This is a genomic window from Microbulbifer sp. A4B17 (genome assembly GCF_003076275.1).
In the GTDB taxonomy this organism is placed as follows: Bacteria; Pseudomonadota; Gammaproteobacteria; order Pseudomonadales; family Cellvibrionaceae; genus Microbulbifer.
In genome coordinates this window covers 2,156,515-2,182,149 of record NZ_CP029064.1, presented here as the reverse complement: position 1 = coordinate 2,182,149, position 25,635 = coordinate 2,156,515, and the positions used below count along the sequence as shown (strand labels likewise).

At 48.3% G+C, this 25,635-nt stretch carries 23 protein-coding genes; 11 read left to right on the top strand and 12 right to left on the bottom strand.

Translation table 11 applies throughout. The annotated features are described in order from the left end of the window. Positions 1–13: 13 nt before the first annotated feature. The 3 genes from BTJ40_RS09840 (at position 14) to BTJ40_RS09830 (ending at position 2,082) form a co-directional block, all read left to right on the top strand. Positions 14–1,009, top strand: coding sequence for an endo alpha-1,4 polygalactosaminidase (locus tag BTJ40_RS09840; protein WP_108732924.1), 996 nt, complete (start codon positions 14–16; stop codon positions 1,007–1,009). Positions 1,010–1,279: 270 nt separating this feature from the next. After that, positions 1,280–1,630, top strand: coding sequence for a hypothetical protein (locus BTJ40_RS09835; protein ID WP_108732923.1), 351 nt, complete (start codon positions 1,280–1,282; stop codon positions 1,628–1,630). Between the two features lie 152 nt (positions 1,631–1,782). Continuing rightward, entirely contained in the window at positions 1,783–2,082 is a 300-nt protein-coding gene (locus BTJ40_RS09830; RefSeq protein WP_108732922.1) for a hypothetical protein, read from the top strand. 118 nt (positions 2,083–2,200) lie between these two features. Here BTJ40_RS09830 and BTJ40_RS09825 read toward each other — a convergent pair whose 3' ends face one another. The 8 genes from BTJ40_RS09825 to BTJ40_RS09790 all read right to left on the bottom strand — a co-directional run bounded on the left by BTJ40_RS09825 (position 2,201) and on the right by BTJ40_RS09790 (position 9,437). Further along, positions 2,201–2,635, bottom strand: a complete 435-nt coding sequence (locus tag BTJ40_RS09825) for a nuclear transport factor 2 family protein (RefSeq protein ID WP_108732921.1) — start codon at positions 2,633–2,635, stop codon at positions 2,201–2,203. Then, a complete protein-coding gene (locus tag BTJ40_RS09820) occupies positions 2,619–3,494 on the bottom strand; it encodes a patatin-like phospholipase family protein (protein WP_108732920.1) in 876 nt (291 codons plus the stop codon). Before BTJ40_RS09820 ends, BTJ40_RS09825 begins: the two co-directional genes overlap by 17 nt. Positions 3,495–3,990: 496 nt before the next feature. Further along, positions 3,991–4,860: a patatin-like phospholipase family protein gene (locus BTJ40_RS09815; RefSeq protein ID WP_108732919.1), complete on the bottom strand. Its 870-nt coding sequence runs from the start codon at positions 4,858–4,860 to the stop codon at positions 3,991–3,993. A gap of 292 nt (positions 4,861–5,152) precedes the next feature. After that, on the bottom strand, positions 5,153–6,025 hold the full coding sequence (locus BTJ40_RS09810; RefSeq protein WP_108732918.1) for a patatin-like phospholipase family protein: 873 nt from the start codon (positions 6,023–6,025) through the stop codon (positions 5,153–5,155). Positions 6,026–6,282: 257 nt separating this feature from the next. After that, complete coding sequence (gene nfuA / locus BTJ40_RS09805) at positions 6,283–6,873, bottom strand: Fe-S biogenesis protein NfuA (RefSeq protein WP_108732917.1); 591 nt, start codon at positions 6,871–6,873, stop codon at positions 6,283–6,285. Positions 6,874–6,981: 108 nt separating this feature from the next. Further along, positions 6,982–7,662 carry a type 1 glutamine amidotransferase domain-containing protein gene (locus tag BTJ40_RS09800; RefSeq protein ID WP_108732916.1) on the bottom strand — a complete coding sequence of 227 codons (681 nt, stop codon included), beginning with the start codon at positions 7,660–7,662 and terminating at the stop codon, positions 6,982–6,984. A 33-nt stretch (positions 7,663–7,695) separates the two neighbouring features. Continuing rightward, a complete protein-coding gene (locus tag BTJ40_RS09795) occupies positions 7,696–8,727 on the bottom strand; it encodes an NADP-dependent oxidoreductase (RefSeq protein ID WP_108732915.1) in 1,032 nt (343 codons plus the stop codon). Between the two features lie 119 nt (positions 8,728–8,846). Continuing rightward, positions 8,847–9,437, bottom strand: coding sequence for a TetR/AcrR family transcriptional regulator (locus BTJ40_RS09790; protein ID WP_108732914.1), 591 nt, complete (start codon positions 9,435–9,437; stop codon positions 8,847–8,849). Between the two features lie 220 nt (positions 9,438–9,657). Here BTJ40_RS09790 and metH point away from each other — a divergent pair, with 220 nt between their 5' ends. After that, a complete protein-coding gene (gene metH / locus BTJ40_RS09785; RefSeq protein WP_108732913.1) occupies positions 9,658–13,353 on the top strand; it encodes a methionine synthase in 3,696 nt (1,231 codons plus the stop codon). Positions 13,354–13,357: 4 nt separating this feature from the next. Further along, entirely contained in the window at positions 13,358–13,576 is a 219-nt protein-coding gene (locus BTJ40_RS09780) for a DUF2970 domain-containing protein (RefSeq protein ID WP_238152183.1), read from the top strand. A gap of 389 nt (positions 13,577–13,965) precedes the next feature. Here BTJ40_RS09780 and BTJ40_RS09775 read toward each other — a convergent pair whose 3' ends face one another. Beyond that, a complete protein-coding gene (locus BTJ40_RS09775; RefSeq protein ID WP_108732911.1) occupies positions 13,966–14,778 on the bottom strand; it encodes a hypothetical protein in 813 nt (270 codons plus the stop codon). A 431-nt stretch (positions 14,779–15,209) separates the two neighbouring features. Here BTJ40_RS09775 and BTJ40_RS09770 point away from each other — a divergent pair, with 431 nt between their 5' ends. Together BTJ40_RS09770 and BTJ40_RS09765 are read left to right on the top strand one after the other, a co-directional pair. Continuing rightward, a complete protein-coding gene (locus BTJ40_RS09770; protein WP_108732910.1) occupies positions 15,210–16,871 on the top strand; it encodes a nitrite/sulfite reductase in 1,662 nt (553 codons plus the stop codon). Continuing rightward, positions 16,855–17,403: a DUF934 domain-containing protein gene (locus BTJ40_RS09765; protein ID WP_108732909.1), complete on the top strand. Its 549-nt coding sequence runs from the start codon at positions 16,855–16,857 to the stop codon at positions 17,401–17,403. Before BTJ40_RS09770 ends, BTJ40_RS09765 begins: the two co-directional genes overlap by 17 nt. Before the next feature lie 52 nt (positions 17,404–17,455). Here the strand turns inward: BTJ40_RS09765 and BTJ40_RS09760 are convergent, their stop codons facing one another. After that, a complete protein-coding gene (locus BTJ40_RS09760; protein WP_108732908.1) occupies positions 17,456–18,058 on the bottom strand; it encodes a TetR/AcrR family transcriptional regulator in 603 nt (200 codons plus the stop codon). A 107-nt stretch (positions 18,059–18,165) separates the two neighbouring features. On the opposite strand from BTJ40_RS09760, the gene BTJ40_RS09755 reads away from it, so the two are divergent. Then, a complete protein-coding gene (locus tag BTJ40_RS09755) occupies positions 18,166–18,900 on the top strand; it encodes an SDR family oxidoreductase (RefSeq protein WP_108735233.1) in 735 nt (244 codons plus the stop codon). Positions 18,901–19,081: 181 nt separating this feature from the next. On the opposite strand, the gene BTJ40_RS09750 is transcribed toward BTJ40_RS09755, so the two are convergent. Further along, complete coding sequence (locus BTJ40_RS09750) at positions 19,082–19,831, bottom strand: sporulation protein (protein WP_238152182.1); 750 nt, start codon at positions 19,829–19,831, stop codon at positions 19,082–19,084. A 724-nt stretch (positions 19,832–20,555) separates the two neighbouring features. Here BTJ40_RS09750 and BTJ40_RS09745 point away from each other — a divergent pair. From BTJ40_RS09745 to BTJ40_RS09735, 3 genes are all read left to right on the top strand, one after another. After that, positions 20,556–21,566, top strand: a complete 1,011-nt coding sequence (locus BTJ40_RS09745) for an ELM1/GtrOC1 family putative glycosyltransferase (protein ID WP_108732907.1) — start codon at positions 20,556–20,558, stop codon at positions 21,564–21,566. Positions 21,567–22,039: 473 nt separating this feature from the next. After that, entirely contained in the window at positions 22,040–22,510 is a 471-nt protein-coding gene (locus BTJ40_RS09740; protein WP_157953986.1) for a hypothetical protein, read from the top strand. 126 nt (positions 22,511–22,636) lie between these two features. Beyond that, positions 22,637–24,205: a multicopper oxidase family protein gene (locus BTJ40_RS09735; RefSeq protein ID WP_108732905.1), complete on the top strand. Its 1,569-nt coding sequence runs from the start codon at positions 22,637–22,639 to the stop codon at positions 24,203–24,205. Positions 24,206–24,260: 55 nt separating this feature from the next. Here BTJ40_RS09735 and BTJ40_RS09730 read toward each other — a convergent pair whose 3' ends face one another. Continuing rightward, complete coding sequence (locus BTJ40_RS09730) at positions 24,261–25,634, bottom strand: glutamate decarboxylase (RefSeq protein ID WP_108732904.1); 1,374 nt, start codon at positions 25,632–25,634, stop codon at positions 24,261–24,263. Position 25,635: the final 1 nt, after the last annotated feature.

The following is a 25,635-nucleotide window of genomic DNA, read 5'->3' as shown; positions in this document are numbered from 1 at the left end:
ATGGAGATGTATTTTGCGCCGGACATTTTTAGCAGCTCTCAGTCCACTGTTGATATTTGGCTGTAGCCTTGATGACCTTCCCGATGACTTTAATCGTTCGAGCCGCGATTATGATGAGGAGATGCGCTATCTCGTAGAGGATATAAGCGCCTATGCAAAAGGCATTAACCGATATTTTCTCATTGTTCCTCAAAATGGGATCGAGTTGATTACCACGACAACTACCACTACTGGCCCCGTTGACGAAGACTATGTGTACGCGACAGACGGAATCGCGCAAGAGGCCTTGTTCTTTGGCGCAAACGGTGTTGTTAACGAACCGACCAGCGAATCTGAAACCGAGCGCCTGCAAACTTACCTGGATCTGGCCAAGGATGAAGGTGATACAATCCTAATCACTGATTTCACCAATATTGTGCTGGATATTGATGAGTCATATGAGAACAACGAACAGGCTGGGTATATTTCTTTTGCCGCAGAGCAGGTAACCCTAGACGATATACCCGAGTATCCCGACGAGCCCTTCAATGTCAATTCCAGAGATATTGACGGTTTAAACGAAGCCAGTAACTTTATTAATATCACCGACCCGCGTGACTACTCAACACCTCAAGCTTTCGTCGATGCCCTGAGTGAAACCAATTACGATATATTGATTATCGACTTTTTCTTTAATGGGGAACCTTACACCGAAGAGCAAATTGAACAGCTCAAAGAAAAAGAAAATGGTGGGCGACGTCTAGTACTTGCCTACGTCAATATTGGCGAGGCACAAGACGATCGCTACTATTGGAGATCATTTTGGTACAGCAACCCACCCAGCTGGCTTTTGGGGGAAGTACCCGGAGAACCGGGGAACTACTACGTGGAGTACTGGCAACAGGGCTGGCAGGAAATTATATTCGGCAACGATGACTCTTACATTTTCATGATCGTAGATGCGGGATTCGATGGGGCCTATATGGACGGAATTGATGCGTTTGAATACTTTGATTCGAGTAATGATTAACCCTCCAAACAAGATTTGAAATTCAAAACAAACGATTTACAGAGCTATCAATCAAAGATAGCTCTATTTATTCAAGGATCATTCAACCAAGCAAATAGTTAATAAGCATCCGTAAAAAATGGCATTTCAATTCGAGGTAGTCAAATAAAGCCTTTGCACTAAGACTTGATAAACTGCACCTCCGTCAGGAATCTATTCTCTCATTGATTTCACTTAACCATTTATGTAATGTTCATCGTCCTTCAGGTGAGTATAAAGAGGAAACAGTTTATGATTAGAACGATACAGAGCGTAATACTTACAAGCCTTTTGTTAGCAGGAAATGCGAATGCCTATGTTAACTGCGACGGTGTTGTTACAAATTTTCAAGTAAACGCAGAAGGGACCTTACAGGTTACTTCCGAAGAAATTTGGGGGGATGATAAAGGGAGAAAAATCTGCTCCGTAGAAGGAGGAGAGACTGGTGTTGGCACTAGCACATGTAATGCATGGTTAAGTATTATACTATCAGCCAAACTTTCTCAGACTATTGTTAGAGTCCAATACCCAGATGGTGTCACTTGCAGCACGATTCCAACTTGGGAAAGTGCGACAACTCCTCATATGATTGACATCCGCTAGCTCAATTAAAGATCACTTATATCTGGCTGCGACTGATTGACTAAAAAAGTCCCGGCCAGATCACCTCAAAATTTATCTTATTTTAATCTCACACCTAAATTGATCAATAATTTAAGGAAGCACTAATACATAAAAATATACTTAGTTCCATAATGGCTACAATTATTTTTTCATCTACCGCACTTGCAGGAGAAGTAGACGTAATACCGGCAGACTGGAAACTTGAAAACTATACAGATAACGGAACTATAAAGGTCTTCAATGTCGCAGATGATACCAATAACGTTTGCACATCCTTCCATATGGAGTCTGCTACAACCGAAAGTAAAAATCGATTCTGGTCAACCGTCTTAGCGGCCAAAGCATCCAATTCAAGGATGTTTGTTCGTTATGTAGAATCAGACTCTGCAAGCTGTGAAATATCAAGCTTTGGGCAAAAATCCACTAGCTAGCTCTTTGGTTTATCAATGTTAATTAAACTGCCATTCATAAAATGATGGCAGTTTAATAATGTCATCTGAGTTGAAGCCAGCTAATAGAAAGACTTGTAGGGTGTTTGATAGCTGGAAGTCAGGCCTGCTGAGTATCCTTATACTGAGTCACATACTGAGAAAGCCGCCCGGACATTTCCTCAGCCAGTTTCTGCAGCGCATTAAGCGGGCGTATCATCACTTCAAATTCGATAATCTTGCCCTCATCATCAAAGCGGATAATATCTAGCCCCTTTAAGCTCTTATCACCGATACTGGCTATAAACTCAAGAGCCAGGTCATGCCCTGATTCAGTAGTAAATTTGCGGTCGTACTCAAAGCTCTCAAACACCTGCATTACAGTATTGAGAATAAGACACACAGCCGCGGAGCTGTGGTAGGGCTTAAAGAATGCCGGCGAACGGAAAACGGCATCTTCCGCAACGATCTCAGGCAAGCGACTCAAATCCTGCGCGGCAACCATCTCATGCCAAAGCTCTATGGATTCCGCAATTTTTTTATTGGAATTGTTCATTGAAAATCTCCCGTTCATTCGCATGCTTTTGTAAAAATTCCTGCCCATCGGCACAGCCCAACTCGTAAGTTTTTTGAGCCAGCTCGGGGCTTGTGTAATCCCAAACACTGATAAATGGTGGCTTTGAAGGCTGAACATAAGTCCAGGTCTGATTGCCTTTGCGCTGCGTAAATCTATCCGGATACTGCTCGTAACGCCGAGTCAGTAACACCAGTACTCTTCCCTTTCCATCATCCAACCCCGCCACAGGGATATTGTCTACTACCCCACCATCAAGTGCTGTTTTACCGCGCAACTTTAGTCGCGGGGTAAATGGAGGGGTACAGGAGGAACACAGAATCAAGTCCACCAGTTCCTCTATAGTGGAGCAGTCCCGCGCTCGATAAAATTGCTGTTTAAAACCTAATCTCAGGGCAATCTTAGGGTGGAGGCTGCGCATAAAGTGTTTATCCGCATAGTAGGCCATTGCCCCCACTCCAAATGCCAAACCACCAGATAGCCCTTTGGGAGGATGCACCACCGCAATACGCAACTCGGCCCCCCGCTGAAGGGCCTCTAAGCCATCGCGAAACAACTCTAACATCGCATTGCGATAGATACCGTACTGCGGAAATACTGGCTCTTTTCCAAAGAGATTACCCCAATAAGCATTTTTTGGATTGGCTTCAAACGCAGACCAAAAATGCTCTCGCGCCTCCTCCGTCTTGCCCATCAGCACAAGACTCGACATTAAGCCCCCTGCAGAGACTGCAGTAACCACTTTAGGGGAGAGGTTGATGGCGCCGGCTATCGACTCCCAAAACCCAATCTGCCAGGTGCACCGCCCGCCACCACCAGCAAAAACAACTTGGTCAAACATAAATTTGTTTCCCTGTTACAACCACACGGTTAAACAATCCAGAGTCCATTCTGCGTTTTACAACCTTTTAAACCTCAACCGCAGGCCGCTCTAAGAATCGCAGCACTCAACTTATGACCAATTAGTTTCAGCTTCCAGGATGACATGGTGATGACGACCACCATATGCAACTAATTGCATAACCTAATCGAATCGTGAACATTGTGCAACTGATACTAGTGAACCTGGGATTCCAAAGGGGCCATTGGCTAATTCCATGATGTCTCTGGCTGTCAGAGCGGTTTACAATCAAGGCGCGGCTTCGCAGGAATGCCTAGACCTTTCAAGAAGTTGCAGCGCTGAGTGTGAATCGCTCGCCCTACGGGGGCGAGCCTTGAAGGCCACAGCTGCTGCGTTGCAGCTTTTGCAAAGGACTAAGCTCATTCGCGACGAGCTGCGCCTAACATTTTCAGCCTCCAAGGCCTGCAGAGATATTACGGAATTATTCGGTGGCTCCCTAAATGTGCACCAGGCGCTCCTTACCGGACAAAAGTACATCGAGAAAGGCTCGGCCATCTGCAACACCAATCTTCAGGGTGTGCTTCATCGCACTGGGGTTGGCAAAATTCCACATTCCCATGGGCAAGGGTTGGGAGGGCTGTACATAGGTCCAAACCTGATTACCTCTTTGCACGCTGAAACTGTTCGGCAGATGGGGAAATTTTCCCGTATCAAGAATCAGAACCCGCCCTTTGATAGGGGCCAATCCGGCTACCGGCGCATTCCCCACCAGAGCGCCATCCAGAACCTCTGCACCATAGAGCGATAATCTAGGAGAAATGGGCGGAGCACAGCAGGAACCCAAGATAAGCTGCTCAAGTTCATTACCGTCTTTGCACTTGCCCACCTGGTGAAACAGTTGTCGAAACCCTAAATGTAAAGCTGTATTTGGGTGAAGATCGTGAAAAATATGCTTATTGGAGTAAAAAATCGCGAGCCCCAATGTCAGTGCAAGAGGCACAGGTAACCATTCCGGCGGATAGGTAACTGCAATCCTGAGATCTGCAGATTGGCGCAGAGACTCAAGACTATCGTGAAACAACTCGTGCACGCCTCTCCGATAAATATCAAAATGTGGAAATATTGGTTCCTTGCGAAATGAGTTATTCCAATAGAAATTTCTTTCATTTTTTTTGCAGACAGAATGGAAGTAATCAATCCCCTCCCGACAGCGATCAGTTAGCATGAGCGCAGCCACCATACTGCCACCGGATGCAGCACATACAACTTTCGGCCGGATCGGTAGATCGCGACTTAAAGACAACAAAAAACCGAGCTGCCAGATACAGCGACTTCCTCCGCCACCAAACACCATTTGATTAAACATGCAGGATTGCTCCCGCTAGGAATTTTGAGCCTGTAAAATAGCTGTTCAAATTTGCCAGAGGAGAATTTTGGAAAGAAGGAAAAAAACAAAAGCCGTACTGCTTTCCCCCTCTTTTACAGCGGGGCAACGTGGAACAGTTACCACTTTTATTCACCGGGCTACAGCACTTCATGACCCTTCCATAAATAATCTTCGAGAAAGATTTAGGCCCACTGATAACCTGCTCAGCTTTTCTTTATTTATTCTAGGGTGCCAAAATTTGAATAGGTATTGAGTAGTAGTAATATTCAAATTACGAGCGACTCTCAATAAGTCGCCCCTCACCACTGAGAGCCGCCAAAAAAGCGCGACCGTCGGCAACCCCCATACGGAAAGTGTCTTTTACCTCTTCCGGGCTGGCAAAATCCCAGACATTAAGCGGTACCTGTCCAGAGGGTTGAACGTATGTCCACTCTTGATTGAATTTTTGTACCGTAAAATGGTTGGGCAGCTGGGGAAAACGCCGGGTTAATAATATGAGCACCTTTCCTTCAGTGGTATCCAATCCACCTATTGGCACACTATCGACAACGCCCCCATCCAACACCTCTGCCCCTCCCTGCTTTAAGCGTGGCGTCAGCGGTGGTGTACAAGATGAGGTAATAACCAGCTTTTCTACCTGAGACGGCTCAGAGCAATGGCGTACCTTATAGAAGGACTGGCGAAAGCCCAGTTTCAATGCGGTAGTGGGATGGAGATTCGGAAAAAGGTAAGTATCTGAATAATCAATCGCAGCTCCGATCATTAACGCGACCGGACCGGGCAACCACTTGGGCGAAGTACTAACCCCGATACGTAAGTCAGAAGCCTCTCTCAGCTGATCAAAGCCACCGGAAAATAAATCACTTAATGCCCGGCGATAAATTGTATAGTGGGGGAATACCGGGTCTTTGCTAAACATATTGCCCCAATGGACATTTTTTCCATTGGCTTTAAATGCTGACACAAAGTAATCCACTCCGTCGAGCGATCTACCCATCAGAATCAGGCTGGCCACCAAAGCACCGGCGGATACTGCGCTGACAACCCTGGGTGCCAGATCAATTTCCTTTGCAACCGACTCCCAAAAGCCGATCTGCCAGGTACAGCGCACGCCGCCACCGGCAAACACCACTTGGTCAAACATAGATTGTTCTTCCCTGGAGCTGGCGCAAAAGCAATCACAAGTATGACCAATCCCTGGATTGCCGCACCGGCACTTTACTTTTCCCCGATGCCTCGAAAAACATTGAGCAATATTTCAAATATATACAGTCAGGGAGCAGTTCGTAGGAAGGCTTACGCGGGATCTAACCTGAGAGGACCGCGGCAATAAAAAAGGCGAACTTTGCGTTCGCCTTTTTCTTTTGAGTCACTTGGCCGACTCAAGATAATCACAGGAACTCAGTAGTATGCCTGGGACTTGTCGGTGTGGTCAGTAATATCTTTCACACCTGCCAATTCGGGGATTTTCTCTTTGAGAGTCTTTTCCACGCCCTCTTTCAAGGTCATATCCACCATGCCACAGCCCTGGCAGCCGCCACCAAACTTCAGCACAGCAAACATATCCTCGGTCACTTCTACCAGGCTTACCTGACCTCCGTGTGAAGCCAGCCCGGGATTTACATCGTTATACAAAACGTAGTTGATGCGATCCTGAATGGGACTGTCATCGGTGATTTTGGGCATCCGGGAATTGGGGGCGCGGATAGTCAGCTGCCCACCCATCTTATCCGAGGAGTAATCGACCCGAGCATCATCCAGATAGGGAACACTGCGACCTTCGAAGTAAGCTTTGAGACCGTTCATTTCCAACATCACATCACCTTCTTCCTCCTCTCCCGGGCGGCAGTAGGCGATGCAGGTCTCGGCATTGGGTGTGCCGGGACTGGAAACAAACATGCGAATAGCAATACCCTCGCAGTCCTGTTTAGCCAGCAGCTCCTTCAGGTATTCCTGAGCGGGTTCGGTAATAGTGACATTCAAATCAGACATATAGGCTCTCAAATAACCAAGCTTCTTTGTCGGGTATTCTACTCTCAGAAAGACTCAAGGGAAACCGGTGAGTTAGAAGCTGTTTGACCAACCGGCCTCACCACTGCTCTATGCGGGGATAAACCCCATAAGAGTCTGGGCAGTTTCCGCTGAGGATGCCGGATTCTGACCAGTGACCAGCTTGCCGTCTACAGCTACATGAGGAGCCCAATCATCTCCTTTCGAGTAGATTCCGCCATTCTGTTTGAGCATATCCTCAACCAGAAACGGCACCACATCCACCAGCTCTACTGCCGCCTCTTCTGAGTTGGTGAACCCCGTCACTCCTTTCCCTTTCACCAAATAGGCACCATCTTGACGACGTGTGTGGCGGAAAATGCCCGGCGCATGGCAAACGGCGCCGATCGGCTTATCTGCCGCGAAAAAGTGCTCAATCAGGGCAATGGAGTTAGGGTCCTCAGCTAAATCCCACAGTGGACCATGTCCGCCTGGATAGAAGACTGCATCAAAGTCAGCTGCGTTCATGTCAGACAGCTTGTGGGTATTAGCCAAAAGCTGTTGAGCATCAACATCGGACTGGAAGCGATGAGTCGCCTCCGTCTGAAAGTCCGGCTCATCACTCTTAGGGTCTAGAGGTGGCTGCCCACCTTTGGGGGAAGCCAGGGTCACTTCAGCGCCAGCATCCTTGAAGATGTAATAAGGTGCAGCAAACTCCTCCAGCCAAAAACCCGTTTTCTTACCGGTATTACCCAGCTCATCGTGGGAAGTTAGAACCATCAGTATTTTCATATTTCTGTCCCTATAAACTTTGTCAGCTTTGCTTCAATCATCATTCCCAACACGCACAACTAACTTGCCGAAGTTCTGGCCTTCCAGCAGTCCGATAAAGGCGCTCGGCGTTTCCTCCAAGCCCTCAACCATATCCTCAAGATATTTGACACTGCCTTCAGCAACCCACTGACTCAATGTGCGCACGGCTTCATGGAAGCGCTCGTAGTAATCGAAAATAATAAAGCCCTGTATTTTTAAGCGCTTGGTCAGCACATCCCTCATTAGCAGGCTGGTGCGATCCGGGCCTTGCGGCAGTGATGTCGCGTTGTATTGGGAGATAAGCCCGCATACCGGAATCCGTGCGAAGTCATTTAATAGCGGCTGCACAGAATCAAACACTTTGCCACCGACACTTTCAAAGTAGATATCGATTCCTTCTGGACAAGCCGCTGCCAGCTGCTCGGCAAAATCTTCGGCACGGTGGTCCAAACAGAGGTCAAATCCCAATTCTTCGACGGCATATCGACATTTTTCCTCGCCACCCGCCACACCGATTACCCGGCACCCCTGCAACTTTCCGATTTGTCCAACCGTGGCACCCACTGGGCCGGTAGCCGCTGCCACCACCAGTGTCTCTCCCTCTTTGGGTTCACCAATTTCCAGCAAACCAAAATAGGCGGTAATTCCCGGCATGCCCAATACACCCAGTGAAAAAGAGGGGTAATCCGGATGCTTACCCAGGTTAATCAGACCGGTGCCATCAGAGATGGCATAGTCCTGCCAACCGCTATAACTCAATACCCAGTCCCCTTCCTCAAACCCTTCCAATTGGGATTCAACTACACGGCTCACTGTTCCACCCACCATGGTATCGCCCAGTGCTACTGGCTCGGCGTAGGACTTCGCATCACTCATTCGCCCTCTCATATAAGGGTCGAGTGAGAGGTATACCGTGCGCAACAACACTTCACCGGCTTCCGGCTTTGCCACAGGGGCATGCTCTAAGCGGAAGTTATCTGTCGTCGGGGAACCTTCAGGGCGGGATGCCAATACCAGACGGCGGTTTATATCGCTCGATTGCATTCTCTATTCTCCATAACTTCGTAAAATGGAAGTCAAAGTCGCCAAATTAGACCGGTCGTCTATAAAGGCGCCATAAAAATACCCGCAACGGTTTCCCCCTCGCGGGCTCAGTTAAAAACTCAGTGTTTTCCCAGTATCTCCTGGGTCGCCAGCATCGCCTCTGCCATTGGCATATCGTTGCGATTTAGCTTGGCCAACAGGCTGGCCCCCAGCCACAGCTGGTACAGGGAAGCTGCGGTGGCACGGGCATTTAGAGTGGCTGGCAGAGAACCGTCTTCCCCTGCCAGCTCGATGCAGTCCTGAAGCTTCTGAATAATATGCTCAGTTCCATCTCTGAGGATAATCCGCATCGATTCAGACAGGTCTGCCACCTCAGCGCTAAGCTTAACCACCAGGCAGCGGTGAGCATCGTAACGCTCCCCACTACTCTTCTGCCAAGCATCAAAATAGGCCAATAAATTATCGGCGGCAGATTGATCCCTGGAGGAAAAGCCAGCGTCCATCAGTTCCAGGTAGCTGCGAAAATAATCTTCCAGCAGAGCCTCGCCAAATTGCTCCTTGGACTTAAAGTAGTGATAAAAGGACCCCTTTGGCACACCAGCGGTTTTGAGAATTTCACTCAAACCCACACCGGAGAAACCTTTTACCGCCATCACGGTATAACCGGTATCCAACAAATGTTGGCGAGTATCTTCATAGCTGCTTTTCATGCCTAGCACTCTACGCAAAACTAGACCGGTCGTCTAGGGATTTATAGTGATCAGGCGCTGTGAAGTACCTATAAATTGCTCAACTTTAATCAAAACTGCTCTGTTATTGTGGTGGAACAACCAAAAAGGCGTAAGTCGCAGCCAGTGAGTGGACGTGACTGTGCTAAGATTGGCGCCATTCCCACCATCGGCAAAAGATCGACAATATAAGGATTGGTAAATGTCCCAGCAGTCCCGCGACCAACGTCTCGAGCAAATTAATGCCGCGCTTGCGCAGCGTATCCTGATCCTGGATGGCGCTATGGGGACGATGATCCAGAGGGAGAAGCTGGAAGAGGCCGATTACTGCGGTGAGCGCTTCGCCGACTTCCCTCGCGACTTGAAAGGCAATAACGACCTGCTGAGCCTGACCCGCCCGGAGCTGATCGAAAAGATTCACCGGGAGTACCTTGAGGCGGGCGCGGACATTATCGAAACCAATACTTTTAACGCAACCCAGCTGTCCCAATCTGATTACGATATGGAACACCTGGTGGTAGAGATCAACCGGGCCTCCGCAGAGATCGCGCGCCGTGCAGCAGATGCACTCTCTACCCCAGAGCGCCCGCGCTGGGTAGCCGGGGTCATCGGCCCCACTTCCCGCACCGCCAGTATTTCACCAGACGTCAATGATCCAGGGGCACGCAATGTCACTTTCGATGAGCTGGTAGAAAACTATGTAGAAGCGGGCCGCGCTTTGGTCGAAGGCGGCAGCGACCTGATCTTAATCGAAACCATTTTTGACACCCTCAATGCCAAGGCCGCTATCTATGCCATGCAGCAGCTCTTTGAGGAGCTGGGTTTCGAACTGCCGATTATGATTTCCGGCACCATTACCGATGCCTCCGGCCGCACCCTTTCCGGCCAAACGACCGAAGCTTTTTACTATTCTGTTGCCCATGCAAAACCAATTTCTGTGGGGCTTAACTGCGCACTGGGAGCCACCGAGTTACGCCCTTACGTAGAAGCCCTCTCTGGCGTATGCGCCTCCTATGTCTCCGCGCACCCTAATGCGGGACTACCCAACGAATTTGGCGAATACGACGAAACCCCGGAGCAAACCGCTGCGATCGTAGCGGAATTTGCCCGCAGTGGATTTATTAATATCCTCGGCGGCTGCTGTGGCACCACCCCCGACCATATTCGTGCAATTGCCGATGCGGTGGCCGATATGACGCCGAGACAATTGCCGGAAATTAAACCTGCTCTACGCCTGTCCGGCCTGGAGCCATTTGTCGCCGATGAAAACGCCCTGTTCGTCAATGTGGGCGAGCGCTGCAACGTCACTGGCTCCGCCCGATTTAAGCGCCTGATACTTGAAGAGGACTACGACACCGCCCTACAAGTGGCTGCCGCCCAGGTGGAAGATGGTGCGCAGGTAATCGACTTCAATATGGATGAGGCGATGCTGGATGCACTCGCCGCTATGCGCCGCTTCCTTAACCTTGCCGCTACCGAACCGGATATCGCCAAGGTGCCATTTATGGTGGACTCCTCCAAGTGGGAGGTGATCGAGGCCGGCCTGCAATGCATCCAGGGCAAGCCCATTGTGAACTCCATCAGCCTCAAGGAAGGCAAAGAGGAGTTTATCGAAAAGGCCCAACTGTGCCTGCGCTACGGTGCGGCTGTGGTAGTGATGGCTTTTGATGAAGATGGCCAGGCGGATACTTTCGAGCGCAAAATTGAGATCTGCAAGCGCAGCTACGATGTGCTGGTCGATGAAGTCGGCTTCGACCCCACCGATATTATTTTCGACCCGAATATTTTCGCTGTCGCCACCGGTATTGAGGAACACAATAATTACGCGGTGGACTTTATCGAGGCCTGTCGCTGGATTCGCGCAAACCTGCCCGGTGCCCAGATCAGTGGCGGCGTCTCCAATGTTTCCTTCTCCTTCCGGGGCAACAATCCGGTACGTGAAGCCATTCACTCTGTATTCCTGTTTCACGCCATTAAAGCCGGCCTGAATATGGGTATCGTCAACGCCGGGCAGCTGGCGGTTTACGACGAACTCCCAGAGGAGCTGCGGGAAAAAGTTGAGGATGTGATCCTCAACCGCAGCCCGGATGCCACTGAAGCCCTGCTGGAAATTGCCCCCAAATACCAAGGGGACGGCGGTGGTGCCGCGCGCAAAGAGGACCTGAGCTGGCGCCAATTGCCAGTGAACGAACGCTTGGCACACTCCCTTGTGAAAGGCATTAATAACTATATCGAGGAAGATACCGAAGAGGCCCGCGCAAGCTCCTCACGCCCACTGGATGTGATCGAAGGTCCATTGATGGACGGCATGAACATCGTCGGCGACCTGTTTGGCGAAGGGAAAATGTTCTTGCCCCAGGTAGTGAAATCCGCCCGGGTTATGAAACAGGCGGTAGCCTACCTGCAGCCCTATATTGAAGCGGAAAAAACCGAAGACAGCCGCTCCAACGGCCGTATCCTGATGGCCACTGTTAAAGGGGATGTGCACGATATCGGCAAAAATATCGTGGGCGTAGTACTGGCCTGTAACAATTATGAAGTGATCGACCTCGGCGTGATGGTGCCAGCAGAAACCATTCTGCAAACAGCAAAGGAAAAGGAATGTGACATTATTGGCCTGTCCGGTCTGATCACCCCATCCCTGGATGAAATGGTCCACGTAGCCGCCGAGATGGAGCGCCAGGGGTTTGATATCCCCCTACTGATCGGCGGAGCCACCACCTCCAAAGCCCATACCGCCGTAAAAATTGATCCCCAATTCCACCGCAACCAGGTGGTGTATGTAGCCGATGCATCCCGCGCCGTAGGCGTGGCCAGCAGCCTGATTTCCAATGAGCTGCGCCCAGCCTTTGTGGAAAAAATCCAGGCAGAGTATGACAAGGTGCGCACCCGCACCGCCAACCGCAAGCGCAATGACACCCGCTTAACCTACGAGGAAGCGCGGGATACTGCCCCGGAATTTGATTGGAAAAACTACCAGCCAGCACGACCCAACAAGCTGGGCCTCACCGTGATCGACAATTTCCCCTTGGAGAAACTGCTCGACACTATGGACTGGACGCCTTTCTTTATTTCCTGGGATTTGGCGGGGAAATTCCCGGCAATCCTTGAAGACGAAATCGTGGGAGAAGCCGCTACCGATCTCTACGACAACGCCCAGCGCATGTTGAAAGAGATTATCGATAAAAAGCTATTGCGCGCACGGGCCGTATTCGGCCTATGGCCAGCTAATAGCGTCGGCGACGATATCATCGTCTACAAGGATGAAAGCCGCAGTGAGGAGCTGGCTCGCCTTCACCATATGCGCCAACAGGTACAGAAACGCGGTGGCGATGGCCTTTGCCGCTCCCTGGCAGATTTCGTCGCGCCATTGGAGTCCGGCCAAATAGACTATGTGGGCGGCTTCGCGGTAACTACGGGCATCGGCGCAGACGAGTTGGCAGACACCTACGAAGCCAAACACGACGATTACAACGCCATTATGGTAAAAGCCCTGGCCGACCGTATGGCAGAGTCCTTTGCTGAGACACTGCACCGTTTGGTGCGAAAAGAATATTGGGGCTATGCCGAAGACGAAACTCTCAGTAATGAGGAGCTGATCAAGGAAGCCTACCAAGGCATCCGCCCAGCCCCGGGCTATCCCGCCTGTCCCGATCATTCGGAAAAAGCTACCCTGTTCAAATTGCTACAAGCGGAGCAAAATGCAGGCGTCAGCCTTACCGAACACTTTGCCATGATGCCCGCAGCTGCGGTGAGCGGTTGGTACTTCGCCCACCCCCAGGCAAAGTACTTCAATGTGGGCAAGATCGGCAGGGATCAGCTGCAAAGCCTGGCTAAACGAAAAGGGGTCAGCGAACCGGAATTGGAGCGCTGGCTACGTCCCAACCTCGAGGAGTGAGCCTGTGGAAGATAATAATAAGAAAGCGAAAAAGCCCAATTTCGGCCAGGTGGTAGTCAGCACCCTGGCCGCCGCAATTGGCGTGCAGAATGACAAAAATCGTGAGAGGGATTTTCAAAGTGGCAGCATTATGACGTACGTTATTGCTGGCGTTATTTTTACCGCAATTTTTGTGATCGGCTTAGCACTTATTGTAAGAATTGTACTCGGTAATATGGGTTAGCTATACAAAGCTCCCTTCGTATACGACCAGCCTTCGTATACGACCAGCAATGATTTGAACTTACCAGCATCTATTCCATTGCCGGGAGAGTACCAAGCTATTTTGCCCGGGACCGCGCAACTCCGGGCCAGAAGGGAAACTAGCGTGTAGCCACCCAGAAAACACAGGTGGCTACAAAAATAGCTACCAGGGCTATAGCGGCAATCGCATCTACTACGTTATCGTCTTCAGAAACAACAGCTACTTCATCATTCATCGAATCTCTCCGATCGTTCTTTATTGTTATTTAAAGTAGTTGGGCCGTCGGAAACGGCCACTAAAGTAGAGCAAATTGAGTTATCAGTTGCAAGGTCAGACCGGGAATCCAGCCAGCCAGCCTAATTAGTAGTTTAAGCCTGCCCAGAATAAAGGGCTATGTGAAACCCTCCAGTGAGAGCCTGGCCAGTCTTGGCAACCTGTGTGCGACTATCAAAATCGACATTCAGGTTGCCCCACTTATTTGGGGAGACTGACATAATTCCATTAACACCTTTGCCTTTGTTAATACTCGTCATATTGCAAAATACCACTGCTCCACCGCCACTCTTGTTGGTTGCCAGGGAGCCCGGACTCGGGCTTGAACCATCGGAAATCAGAATATGTACATCTACAGTTTTATCACCCAATGAGTTTTTTAGAACTCGATTGTGGTGATCCAGGCAAATATCAATACCGAAAGTTAAACCCTTATACAAGAAGGTACTGTCACTTGCCTTGGACGAAAAAGCATCATCAGTTTGATACTTATCATTGCCGACTTTATATTTCTTCAACAGGAAATTGCCACCGGCAAGGATAGGAGCAATGCTCAAGTAAGATGCTGAGGAAAAACATCCACCACCTTTTGTGTAAGCAATAGTCCCTGCAACAATCAGAATATTCGGGTACTGACGGGAGGCTCTGCGCAGGCCGGAATAAATATCACTCTTGGAGCCCTTACTTAAAGAGTCAATATGATTAGTTTTTGCTTTAGAGGCATACCCCGAAAAATAATACTCTGGCGCAACCAGCATCTTGATATATTTATCGTCGGAGTACTCCTGCATCATGGCTTTAGCGCGAGCCAATGCCCCCTCAAACACATCGAAGTTAGTGTTACTCACGCCATTGAACTTTGATGAATCATCAAATTCAATCATCGCCGCAAGGATATCTTTAGCCATCCCACTTGCCTCTTATAATTGTTTTCGGAATTCAGTCACTGACTCATCTACCGAACCGCCTGATGCATGACTGACTATTCGCACTTTATATCACCGCAAGCAAACTTAAAGGTGGCGCCAATTCACAGCTAACCGAATTAGCTTCAACATGCCAAGCTTGAAGTGAAGTCACTACACTCAACAGGTAAAGTCGCGGCTAAAAAACGTACAGGACGCCATCGATAGCTATTACTCCAACGCTCCTCGAGTCTGCAAAAGCAACTAAGCAGAATGTTGATTAATCCCTCTTATAACTGTTGGTTACAGATATAGCGGAAAATATTGTTATTTATTGCATAAGAGCGCTGGTATGTTATGCGCCAGCGGAGAATCGTCCGGGGCCTGCCCCTTTCTCCACCATCAGCGCACAAAGGCAATGGAATCAAGCTGTTATGTATCGATACGACGACCGGGACCGCGCCATCATCAACGATCGCGTAGCCCAGTTCCGCGGCCAGACGGAACGTTACCTTGCCGGCGAGTTGAGCGAGGAACAATTCCTGCCGCTGCGCCTGCAAAATGGCCTCTATATTCAGCGACTGGCCCCCATGTTGCGTATTGCCGTTCCCTACGGCCTGCTCAACAGTGCCCAGTTACGCCGTCTCGCTCGCGTAAGCCGCGACTACGATAAAGGCTACGCCCACTTCACTACGCGCCAGAACCTCCAGTACAACTGGCCGCAGCTGGAAGATGTACCCGCTATTCTCGATGAACTGGCGGAAGTGGAAATGCATGCGGTACAAACCAGCGGCAACTGTATCCGAAATACCACCTCGGACCCCTACGCCGGCATTGCGCTCGACGAGATTGCCGACCCGCGCCCCTACTGCGAGCTGATTCGCCAGTGGTCTACATTCCACCCGGAATTCGCTTTCTTGCCGCGCAAGTTCAAGATCGCCGTCAGTGGTTCAGAGCAGGACCGCGCGGCCATCCGCGTACACGATATCGGTGTACAAATCGTCAAGCGCGGTGAAGAGATTGGCTTCCAGGTATTGGTAGGTGGCGGTCAGGGCCGCACACCGGTTATTGCCGAGACCATCCGCGACTTCCTGCCGGAAGAAGACCTGCTCTCTTACCTTGAAGCGATTGTCCGCGTTTACAACCAGCTGGGTCGCCGCGACAACAAGTACAAAGCGCGCATTAAAATTCTGGTCAAAGCACTTGGCCCGGAAGAGTTCGGCCGCCGCGTGGAAGAAGAGTGGCAACATATTAAAGACGGCGCTGAAAAGTTAACCCAGGAAGCATTGGATTGGGCTAAATCCTTCTTCACAGCCCCGGAATATCGCGAGTTTGACGGATCAGCTGCTGAGGCCTCACTGCAAAAACAAGCTGACAGCGACAAAGCCTTTGCCCGCTGGCTTGAACGCAACACCTACCCGCACCGGGTACCCGGTTATCGCGCGATCAAGTTGTCCACCAAACCCACTGGTGTACCCCCAGGTGATGTAACCGATGCCCAACTGGAGGCTATTGCCGATCTCGCCGACACCTTCAGCTTTGGTGAAGCCCGGGTTACTCACGACCAGAATGTGGTGCTCGCAGACGTTGAGCAGGAAAAGCTGTTTGAGCTCTGGGAACAGGCTCGTAAGCATGGCTTCGCCACACCCAATATCGGCACCCTAACCGACATGATTTGCTGCCCCGGCGGTGACTACTGCTCCCTGGCCAACGCCAAGTCCATCCCGGTAGCGGAAGCCATCCAGCGCCGCTTTGACGATATGGACTACCTGTACGACCTGGGTGATCTCAACCTCAATATCTCTGGCTGTATGAATGCCTGTGGCCACCACCATGTAGGACATATCGGCATCCTCGGCGTCGACAAAAAAGGCGAAGAGTTTTACCAGATTCAACTGGGTGGTAGCGCGTCCAACGATGCCAGCCTGGCCAAAGTATTGGGCCCCAGCTTCTCCCGCGCTGAAGTGCCAGAAGTGATAGGCAAAATCCTCGACCTTTATGTAGAGCTGCGCCAGACAGAAGAGCCCTTTATCGATACCTACAACCGCATCGGCCTACAGCCCTTCAAGGAGAGAGTTTATGCCAAAGCCAGCTAAACTGGGCCCACAGCCGGGCAACCCCGCAGAACTGATCATTGATGGCGAAGTGAAAGCTAACGAGTGGCAGCTGATACCCCAGGTAGAAGCGGGAGAAACTTTGGATCTCAGCACGCTGCCCTCCGGCAAAATCATCCTGCCTCTGCGCCAGTGGCGGGAGCATAGCGATACGCTTTCATCCCGCAGTGGCGAAGTGGGTGTGTGGCTGGACAGTGAAGAAGGTGCGGAGCTGATTGCCGAAGAAGCCCCCAAAATGCCGGTAATCGCCGTGCACTTTCCGGCATTTGCCGACGGCCGAGGCTTTACTGCCGGTCGCATGTTGCGCCAGCGCTACGGTTTTACCGGCGAGTTACGCGCAGTGGGCGGGTTTATGCGCGACCAGCTGACCTATTTACAACGCTGTGGCTTCAATGCCTATGCGTTTGAAGGCGAGCAACCTCTGGCAAGCCTTAAAGATTCTATGAGCGATTTTGGTGACAGCTACCAGACAGGAGTGGACCAGCCACTCCCCATGTTCCGCCGCCGCTTCTAAAACCAGATTCAGGCCCTTGACTACTCACAGGGGCCTGAATCTCAACTTTCTCTCACGCCTCCAAGCCCAAGCCATCCAGCGCAAAATCCAGGCAAGCTTCTATTTCCTTTAGATCACGCCCTGACCTCAGCACCGATGCCGTACCATGCAACAAGGTGATCAGGTACAAAGCGTAATCACCTGCCCGTTGGTCCAACCCCACAGCTTGAGACTCCTCATCAAAGCGAAACAAGTCCGTCAATTGGCCTACCGCTTCCGCATCAGCGGCTTTTAAAGCCTCAATGGCTGCAGGAGGCAGAGCTTCCCCGGCAGCTTCTGACAACCCAAACGCCAGGTAACATCCCCGGGGAGTCCCCTCCCCCGACTGCCCTTTAACGGTAGCCAGCAGAAATCTATGTAGTCGCTGCCGCAACGGCACCCCCTCTTCCAACAAGAACCTCAAGCGATCTTTGGCATATATATCCAGGTATTGCTCCAATGAAAGAACAAATAGTTTCTCCTTATTGCCAAAGGAAGAATACAGACTCGGCTTATTGATACCCATTGCTTTAGTCAGGTCCGCCATAGAAGCGCCCACATAGCCCTTCTTCCAAAAGACCTGGGTTGCCGATTCCAGCGCCTGCACCCTATCAAACTCCGGCTTGCGTCCCGCCATAAGTAATATCTCAAAAAGGTTTTGACAATATTGTACCGATCGGTAAGACTAAGCTCAAATCGTACCGATCGGTACAAATTAACCCCACCATCTGCAGGAGAATGGAATTGAGCATTTCAATCGAAGGCAAAGTTGCCCTGGTAACTGGAGCAAACCGTGGTATTGGCAAGGCAATCGTAGAGCGCTTTATCACGGGCGGAGCAAAAAAGGTCTACCTGGCTGTTCGCAACACAGAGACCACAACAGAGCTGGCTGAAAAATATGGCGAGAAAGTAATCGCGCTGAAAATTGATGTGACACAGGCCCAAAGCATAGAGGCAGCCGCAGAGGCAATACAGGACCTGGATATTCTGGTGAACAATGCCGGAGTATTGGCACCGGCAGACCCACTTAGCGATCATGTAGAGGACTCACTAAAGCAGGAACTGGAAGTTAATACCTTTGGGCTTGTTCGTGTTGCCAAGGCATTCGCCCCGCAACTGGAGAGGAATAAAGGTGCCCTGGTGCAAATGAATTCAGTGGTATCACTGCGCACTTTCCCCCATGTAAGTACCTACTCCGCATCCAAAGCCGCCAGCTACGCGATTACCCAGGCACTTCGTGAAACCTTTCAGGAGCGCGGCGTACAGGTGCTGAGTGTTCACCCTGGTCCAATCAATACAGATATGGCCAAACAAGCGGGGCTGGAGGATGGAGAATCTCCCAGCGCAGTCGCTGAGGGAATTGTTACCGCACTAAAAAATGGGGATTTCCATCTTTTCCCGGATGCTATGTCGAAAACTTTTGAATCGGCTTACCAGAGTTTCTCAGATTCAGTAATCACAGCAGACTTAAGCAAGTGATTCGATTATTAATTACCAGAGAAATCTAGAGAGCACACAGACAATTCTTGAGCCTGTTGACATCAAGACCCCATTAACAGGCTCGATGGAAACCCTTGATCCACTTAGGAAGTGGGCTAGCAGCTGGTAGGAACCCCTTAAGAGCCTGACAGCACAGGCCAGACTCCTAAAGTAAGCGCAACTATCGAGATAAGATAGATTGAACAGCTACAGCAATCTCACTATCGCTTGCATGACGCGCCAGCGAAAACGAACGATACTCATCGCCACGCAAGCCAAACTTGCGATCAATCTCTGCCAGGCAGTGTACCTGATCACCATCGACAATAAAGGAAAGCTCAACCTCTTTAGAAGTCAACAAACCACTGCTCTTAAATTCGATCTCCTGATAACAGCCAGACCGGGAGGCAAAGTTACTTCCACGCAGATGCCCCTTTTCAACATCAGCCTTTACCATATTGAAACCATTTTCCTCTATCATGGAGAGTACCTTCTCCACAACCGGCAAAGGCCTTATCTGCAGGGGGTCCCTATCTTTCGGGTCCAAAGCAAAATCGATATCCAAGGAAGTTTCCAGCCACACGTAACTCTTGTTTTTGCGTGCATTTAAAACTGTGATCGGCGTTTCTTCATTCAGTACAAACTCAAAAGGCACTTCATGATTTTCCCCAGCACCGATAATCAAAGGGTCCTGCACCTGTAGCTCGCTCAGCACAGAACGCTCATAACTTACTCCTTCATCGCTCTCCACCTTTACCTCTGTGCACAGCCTCAAGCTTATTGCATCGATTTGCTGATCAACATTGCCACCATGGATTTGGATAACCCCCTCGATAACCCCACCCTGAACCAACTCAGGATTTTGTAAAACGGTGTCAACTTTAGCAGCACCAATACCTATTGATGCTTTTAATTTTTGAAACATAGACATACTTAGGATACCCACTAAACCAAATAACCTGATTATGAAACTCAGATTTCAATCTAATCTTTAGCCCCAATAAACAGTGACAAACACTAGCATAATTCTTTATTGAGTAGTACCAGACCAGGTCTGCTCACCAACAACTGTGTTTTCAATATGCATAGCTGATGTCCACCTAAGTTTCAGCAAACACATTAATGGGGTCGAATTAGATTTTGAAACAATACAACATTAATACTCTCTAAAGTACTTTGCCTGTTTCCAGGTCTCTCTAAAAGCAACTTCTTAATCAATTCCAGTAATTTTCTACGAGCGCCAATCAACATACAGTAAAACAATCTCTACCTCCACCATCGAGCATGTCATTTTCTGTCGGAATATAGGCAAAAATCTAACTGTTATTACCCAAAACCTAACGGTACGATAGTGACTAAATCTTATTTAGATTAAAGAAGTAAAATATGATCAGCATTAATCTCAAAGCCAAATTTCCCTCTGCACCTGCCAGGATGTAAAGACGGATCCAACTACAGCAACACTAGAAGTTAAGAGCAACCTGAGGTCCAGACCCCCATGAAAAGGTAAGATATTAGCCTGTTTTTAAAATCGTGAATTTCACATATTACGTACAAGGATTTTGCTCTCCGGTAATTTAAATTTCTTATCCAGTAAGGCACTTCCAGCAACCAAGAAAACCCTTAGCACCCCACTTATATTTTCGAATTAAGTTATGCATATTTTAATTATATATGATGGAAAACCAGGCCACCTTAGCTCCTCACTGGGATTATATCAACTACTCTCCCATCACTCCAAAGATAGGCACACCTATGAAATAACTGTTAGCAAACCCATTTTAAAAATTTTCAATAGACCAACAAGACTGCTAACCAGATATTTTGCAAAAAAATGTTATAGGTTAATCATGATGTTTTACAGAAACCCCACCTTCAAAGTAAAGCCAGACTTAATTGTTTCTTTTGGTGGGAATAGCATTGCTACCAACATTGCATTAACCAAAAAAATACAGTGTATGAATATTGCGATAGGTAATACCTACAACTTTAAAGCAAGCGATTTCTCGCTGGCTTTATCTACAAAAAATCATACCAAAAAAGATAGCTGCCAACTTCCACTTAGCCGCTTGGATGTGCATATTTGTGACGCACTAGGAAAACATCTAAAGAAAAAACATAAGAAACCATTTTATACTTTACTTATTGGAGGTGATGGAAGTGGTTACAAATATGCTCATAAGGATTACACAGACTTAGTAGAAGAACTCAAAAAAATAGCAGTTTCTCACAATATCTCTTGGCTAATTAGTACATCAAGACGCACGCCGAGCTATGTAGCTGAGTTGATTGAAAGCAATATGCCCTTTGATACATGTTTCAGCCTGATCGATTATCACCAACCTCATACCAGCCTTGAAGAAATAATGGGCGCATGCGAGAAAGTTTTCATCACAGAAGACAGCTCATCAATGATTTCTGAAGCCCTCGCCCTTTCAAAGCCCATATATACCCTATCTCCAAACTCAAAAAATATATATGGGGCACATAAAAACCTAATTGAAAGACTGCACAGTGACAACTATATAGAAAGGGTAAAAATTGTAGATTTATCGTCTTACCTTGGGGATTCTTTATCAGACAGTTTTAATTTAGATTACTCACTTCACTCTAAGGCAAGGTACCAAGAAATTATCTCAGCACTTAGCTTGAGTGCGGATGAATAATCTTTGACTGCCGGGGCGAGTATCACAATCACACTATAGACCAAGGCTCGAACAGGTGAGTTACTACCCTTAGGAGCCAGGAAGTCGCCCTTATTATAAAATCCATAGGATTTATAAACTAAATTTATATATAATTATTTATTATGGAATGTGATTGTCTTCTACACTTGAACACCAACTAGCCAACCCAGAGTTATATGACCAGCACCAAAGTCATGTTAAGCTGCTTAAACGCAGCAACCCAAAGAAAGACCAGCCAGAATTGAAAATTTTACTTCTCCCCGGCCTCGATGGAACAGGAGCACTGTTTTCAGACTTGATTAAAGTGCTAACCAAAAGTTGGAATACAGAGATAGTTTCTCTTTCTGAACTACCCGGAGAGACTTACCTTCAACAAGCCCAGTCAATCGCCAAGACTTATCTCAAACAGAGGACCTATATCGTTGCAGAGTCCTATTCAGGCCGAATCGCTTATGAATTATCTCTGTTATTCCCCAGCCAGATTGTCTGGCATAACCTTTATCGCCAGCTTTATATCATCACCTTCGCTGCTATCCAAAGCAGCGGCTTTGGCTCCAACCTTCCTCATCGACAATTCCTTTTCAACCAAGGTTACTCTAAATTTCTTTGGTTTCAATGGTGAGGGAAGTGACGCTCTGATTAATAGGGTCTATAGCTCTCTATTAAAAACCAATAGAAGAAAACTCAAACAAAGGCTTCGTAACATAGCTTCGATTTCCTCACCCACCCATAAACTGGAAATAGCTGCCACCTATATTCGCCCAAACAAAGATCGACTTATAAAAGAAAAGGCTATCACCGAAATATCCAGGATATACGTTAATCTCAAAGTTACTAATATCCCAGGTGGGCACTTTATTGCCCAGGCCAACCCAGAAAAGGTCGCAAAAATGATTGAAAATGCTATGGAAGAGTTGCTATAGCCCTGCAAGATCACTTAACCCGAAGTGATATGGCGAAGAAATCTACAATCAATCCAGTCCTTGAATCTAAACTCAGATCTATTCATTAACTGGCCCACACAATCCCCATATATCCTGGAGTTAAAAGTGAGCAATAGAGAGCATATTTCCTTTCTAGAGCCAATAAAAAATCCGCCCACTTACTCAATGGATAAAGAAAAAAGAAAGTTGCAATTAACCCTGGATGTACAGTATGAAAAGAATAATATTTTTAGCTTTTACAAAATACATAACACGCCAACCTGGACACGAGTATTCTCTTCATCAATTACACAGGAAGCGGGCTTCACCCTTACAGGCCCCACTATTGAAATTAGATCTAATAGCCACCTAACCATCCAAACAAACAATCGACTGCCTCAGGAAGAACCTCCAAATGCTCCCGCCACAATAAACTTTCCCCATGAGTTCAATACCTATAACTTGCATACTCATGGTCTCCACGTCTCTCCGGAATCTCCCGCCGACAATGTGTGTATGAAGATAAAACCAGGGGAGAGTTTTACTTATGAATATGATATCCCCAAGGATCATCCCCCAGGGCTCTATTGGTATCACCCGCATAAACACGGCTCTGTTGCCATACAAGTCGGCAGCGGAATGGCCGGGGCCCTAATTGTCAGAAATGAATTTGATGATGAACTGGAAGCAATGGGAGTCAAGGAACATATTCTTGTCTTCCAAAATATTGCCGTAAACGAGCATGGCAAAGTAGAAGATCAGCATCAAGTCGCAAAATTTCCAGACAGCGAATATTGCATTACAGTTAATGGTCAGTACTGCCCGATCATCCATGCAACAGTTGGTGAGCTTCTTAATCTGCGGTTATTGAATGCCACTACTCGGACCTCAATTGATATCGATTGCCCCTGGTTTGCGCAAATGTATATCTATGGATTCGATGGAAACCCGACTGATGACTATCGCCTGCAAGATGGTGTAAGCCTGGGCCCTGCCAATCGCGCCTCATTATTTTTAAAGATCAGTGAAGCCGCTACACCAGGAGCACATTTTTACGTTTACAACAATGCGATTGAATTCCAGCAAATGCCGCATTATAAGTACCATAATAACAGTCCACTTTTTGTAATAGCTATTGCCCAGGGAGAGGAAATCGGAACTGCTATCTATGCGCCCAGTAAACCGCCGGCCCGCTGTGTACCTCCACCTTTTCCCAGCAGTTTTAAGGTAGACCTACTGAAACCTATCACAGATGACGAGATTACTAATACACGTCGCCTCACACTCCAGGCTAATACCCTTGATGATCCTGACAAATACTTTCGAGGTCTGAATGTAAGTATTGATCATACACCATTCGAGGGATGTGAAGTGGTCAATCATTACGTGGAGCTGGATGCAGTAGAGGAGTGGACCTTAGTAAATGAGAGTGAATTCCCTCACCCAATACATATTCATGTCAACCCATATTATGTTATCGAAGTGGTTGGTGAAGATCCCATGCACCACACACTGAAGCTGCCTTTTTGGTGTGACACTTTTCAAGTGCCTCCCCATGGGCATGTGAAATTCCGTACTCGATTCAAAGATTTTACCGGTAAGTATCCTCTGCACTGCCATTTACTTTACCATGAGGACGGTGGCATGATGCAGCATGTAAGAGTGGTCAAAGATGCCTCTGAAATACCGAAGTAAGTCAATTACCCTCCCCAGCCAGGTAAAATCCAGGACTAAGACAGCCCGATAAAAATCAACACTTACTGGGCGCCACCTTCTGTGGATCATGCAGTTTGGGCGGAGTTGCGTTGCCACAGTGCTTACTTAACCAATCACAAGCATGAATAATATCATCAGCCAGGCCATTGATTGCATTTTGGTTAAGATGAGGGCGGACCACAATTCTCAGGGAATTTACCGACTGTGCATTTGGCGGCATCGAATAGGCAGAAAGTACCCAGCCTCGCTCACGCACCTTATTAGAAATATCATACTCATTAAAATTTTTATATTTCTTATTCAAAGTCATGGAAACAACGGGGATTCTTTGGGTTTTATTCATAATTTCAAAATAGCCACTGGCTACCAAACGCTGGCGAAGCGTCTGTGCATTTTCCAGGGTGTGCTGCATAATATCCCGATAACCTTTATAGCCAAGACGAATAAAATTATAGTACTGGTAGGCAACCGTTGACGCGTTTCGGCTGAAGTTCAATGTCGCTGTAGGCATTTCCCCGCCCAGGTAATTCACATAGAACATCAGGTCTTCATCGAAGACCGCTCTTTCACGAAAAATTATCCAACCTAATCCAGGGGGTACCAAACCAAATTTATGTCCAGAGGCATTAATGGATTTAACTCTCGGCAGACGAAAATCCCACTTATATTCTGGATAGAGGAAAGGGTTTACAAATCCGCCAGAAGCGCCGTCGATATGCATGGGAATATCGTGCCCAGTTCTCGCGTGATACCCATCCAGCCAGTTGTGAATCGCCCTGAATGCATCATCCTCTCCTGTAAAGGTCTGCCCGGCGATGGCGACAACAGCGATGGTATTTTCATCCACCAACTTGTCCAGATGCTCACTGGTAAAACGATAGTGCCCCGGTTTTAATGGCGCTATACGAGGCTCTACATCGAAGTAGCGCATAAATTTTTCCCAGACAATCTGCACATTGGCACCGGTAACCAGGTTAGGCCTGGAGCTATCTTTGCCAGCTTGCTCCCTTTTCTTACGCCAATTCCACTTGTGCGCCAAACCAGCCAACATACAGGCCTCTGACGAGCCTATCGTCGCTGCACCATACGGCTCTACCCCCGCGGGCCCATTCCACAACTCATGCAACCAGCGCACCATACGCGCTTCCATTGCAAACAACTGTGGATACATATCATGATCGATATAGTTCTTTAGATAGTGCTTCTTCGCGACCTCGAAGGCTTCTGATTCAGTAAATGTTGTAACGAACGAAGACAGATTCATAGCGGGCTTTGCATCAGCCCAGGTTTCACTGGTCACTATGGCTTCTGCAGCTTTTGCTGAAATACTCCCCCTGGGGAAGTGTGCTTCAGGGATGTCTTCATTGTATTCATCATAGAATCTGTCAAATGGAGACTGCTCTTTCACT

Excerpts from the sequence above, each read along its gene's own strand:
- BTJ40_RS09835 (WP_108732923.1), top strand. The coding sequence starts at position 1,280 with ATGATTAGAACGATACAGAGCGTAATACTTACAAGCCTTTTGTTAGCA.
- BTJ40_RS09830 (WP_108732922.1), top strand. The coding sequence starts at position 1,783 with ATGGCTACAATTATTTTTTCATCTACCGCACTTGCAGGAGAAGTAGAC.
- BTJ40_RS09825 (WP_108732921.1), bottom strand. The coding sequence starts at position 2,635 with ATGAACAATTCCAATAAAAAAATTGCGGAATCCATAGAGCTTTGGCAT.
- BTJ40_RS09820 (WP_108732920.1), bottom strand. The coding sequence starts at position 3,494 with ATGTTTGACCAAGTTGTTTTTGCTGGTGGTGGCGGGCGGTGCACCTGG.
- BTJ40_RS09815 (WP_108732919.1), bottom strand. The coding sequence starts at position 4,860 with ATGTTTAATCAAATGGTGTTTGGTGGCGGAGGAAGTCGCTGTATCTGG.
- BTJ40_RS09810 (WP_108732918.1), bottom strand. The coding sequence starts at position 6,025 with ATGTTTGACCAAGTGGTGTTTGCCGGTGGCGGCGTGCGCTGTACCTGG.
- nfuA (WP_108732917.1), bottom strand. The coding sequence starts at position 6,873 with ATGTCTGATTTGAATGTCACTATTACCGAACCCGCTCAGGAATACCTG.
- BTJ40_RS09800 (WP_108732916.1), bottom strand. The coding sequence starts at position 7,662 with ATGAAAATACTGATGGTTCTAACTTCCCACGATGAGCTGGGTAATACC.
- BTJ40_RS09795 (WP_108732915.1), bottom strand. The coding sequence starts at position 8,727 with ATGCAATCGAGCGATATAAACCGCCGTCTGGTATTGGCATCCCGCCCT.
- BTJ40_RS09790 (WP_108732914.1), bottom strand. The coding sequence starts at position 9,437 with ATGAAAAGCAGCTATGAAGATACTCGCCAACATTTGTTGGATACCGGT.
- metH (WP_108732913.1), top strand. The coding sequence starts at position 9,658 with ATGTCCCAGCAGTCCCGCGACCAACGTCTCGAGCAAATTAATGCCGCG.
- BTJ40_RS09775 (WP_108732911.1), bottom strand. The coding sequence starts at position 14,778 with ATGGCTAAAGATATCCTTGCGGCGATGATTGAATTTGATGATTCATCA.
- BTJ40_RS09770 (WP_108732910.1), top strand. The coding sequence starts at position 15,210 with ATGTATCGATACGACGACCGGGACCGCGCCATCATCAACGATCGCGTA.
- BTJ40_RS09765 (WP_108732909.1), top strand. The coding sequence starts at position 16,855 with ATGCCAAAGCCAGCTAAACTGGGCCCACAGCCGGGCAACCCCGCAGAA.
- BTJ40_RS09760 (WP_108732908.1), bottom strand. The coding sequence starts at position 18,058 with ATGGCGGGACGCAAGCCGGAGTTTGATAGGGTGCAGGCGCTGGAATCG.
- BTJ40_RS09750 (WP_238152182.1), bottom strand. The coding sequence starts at position 19,831 with ATGTCTATGTTTCAAAAATTAAAAGCATCAATAGGTATTGGTGCTGCT.
- BTJ40_RS09745 (WP_108732907.1), top strand. The coding sequence starts at position 20,556 with ATGCATATTTTAATTATATATGATGGAAAACCAGGCCACCTTAGCTCC.
- BTJ40_RS09740 (WP_157953986.1), top strand. The coding sequence starts at position 22,040 with ATGAATTATCTCTGTTATTCCCCAGCCAGATTGTCTGGCATAACCTTT.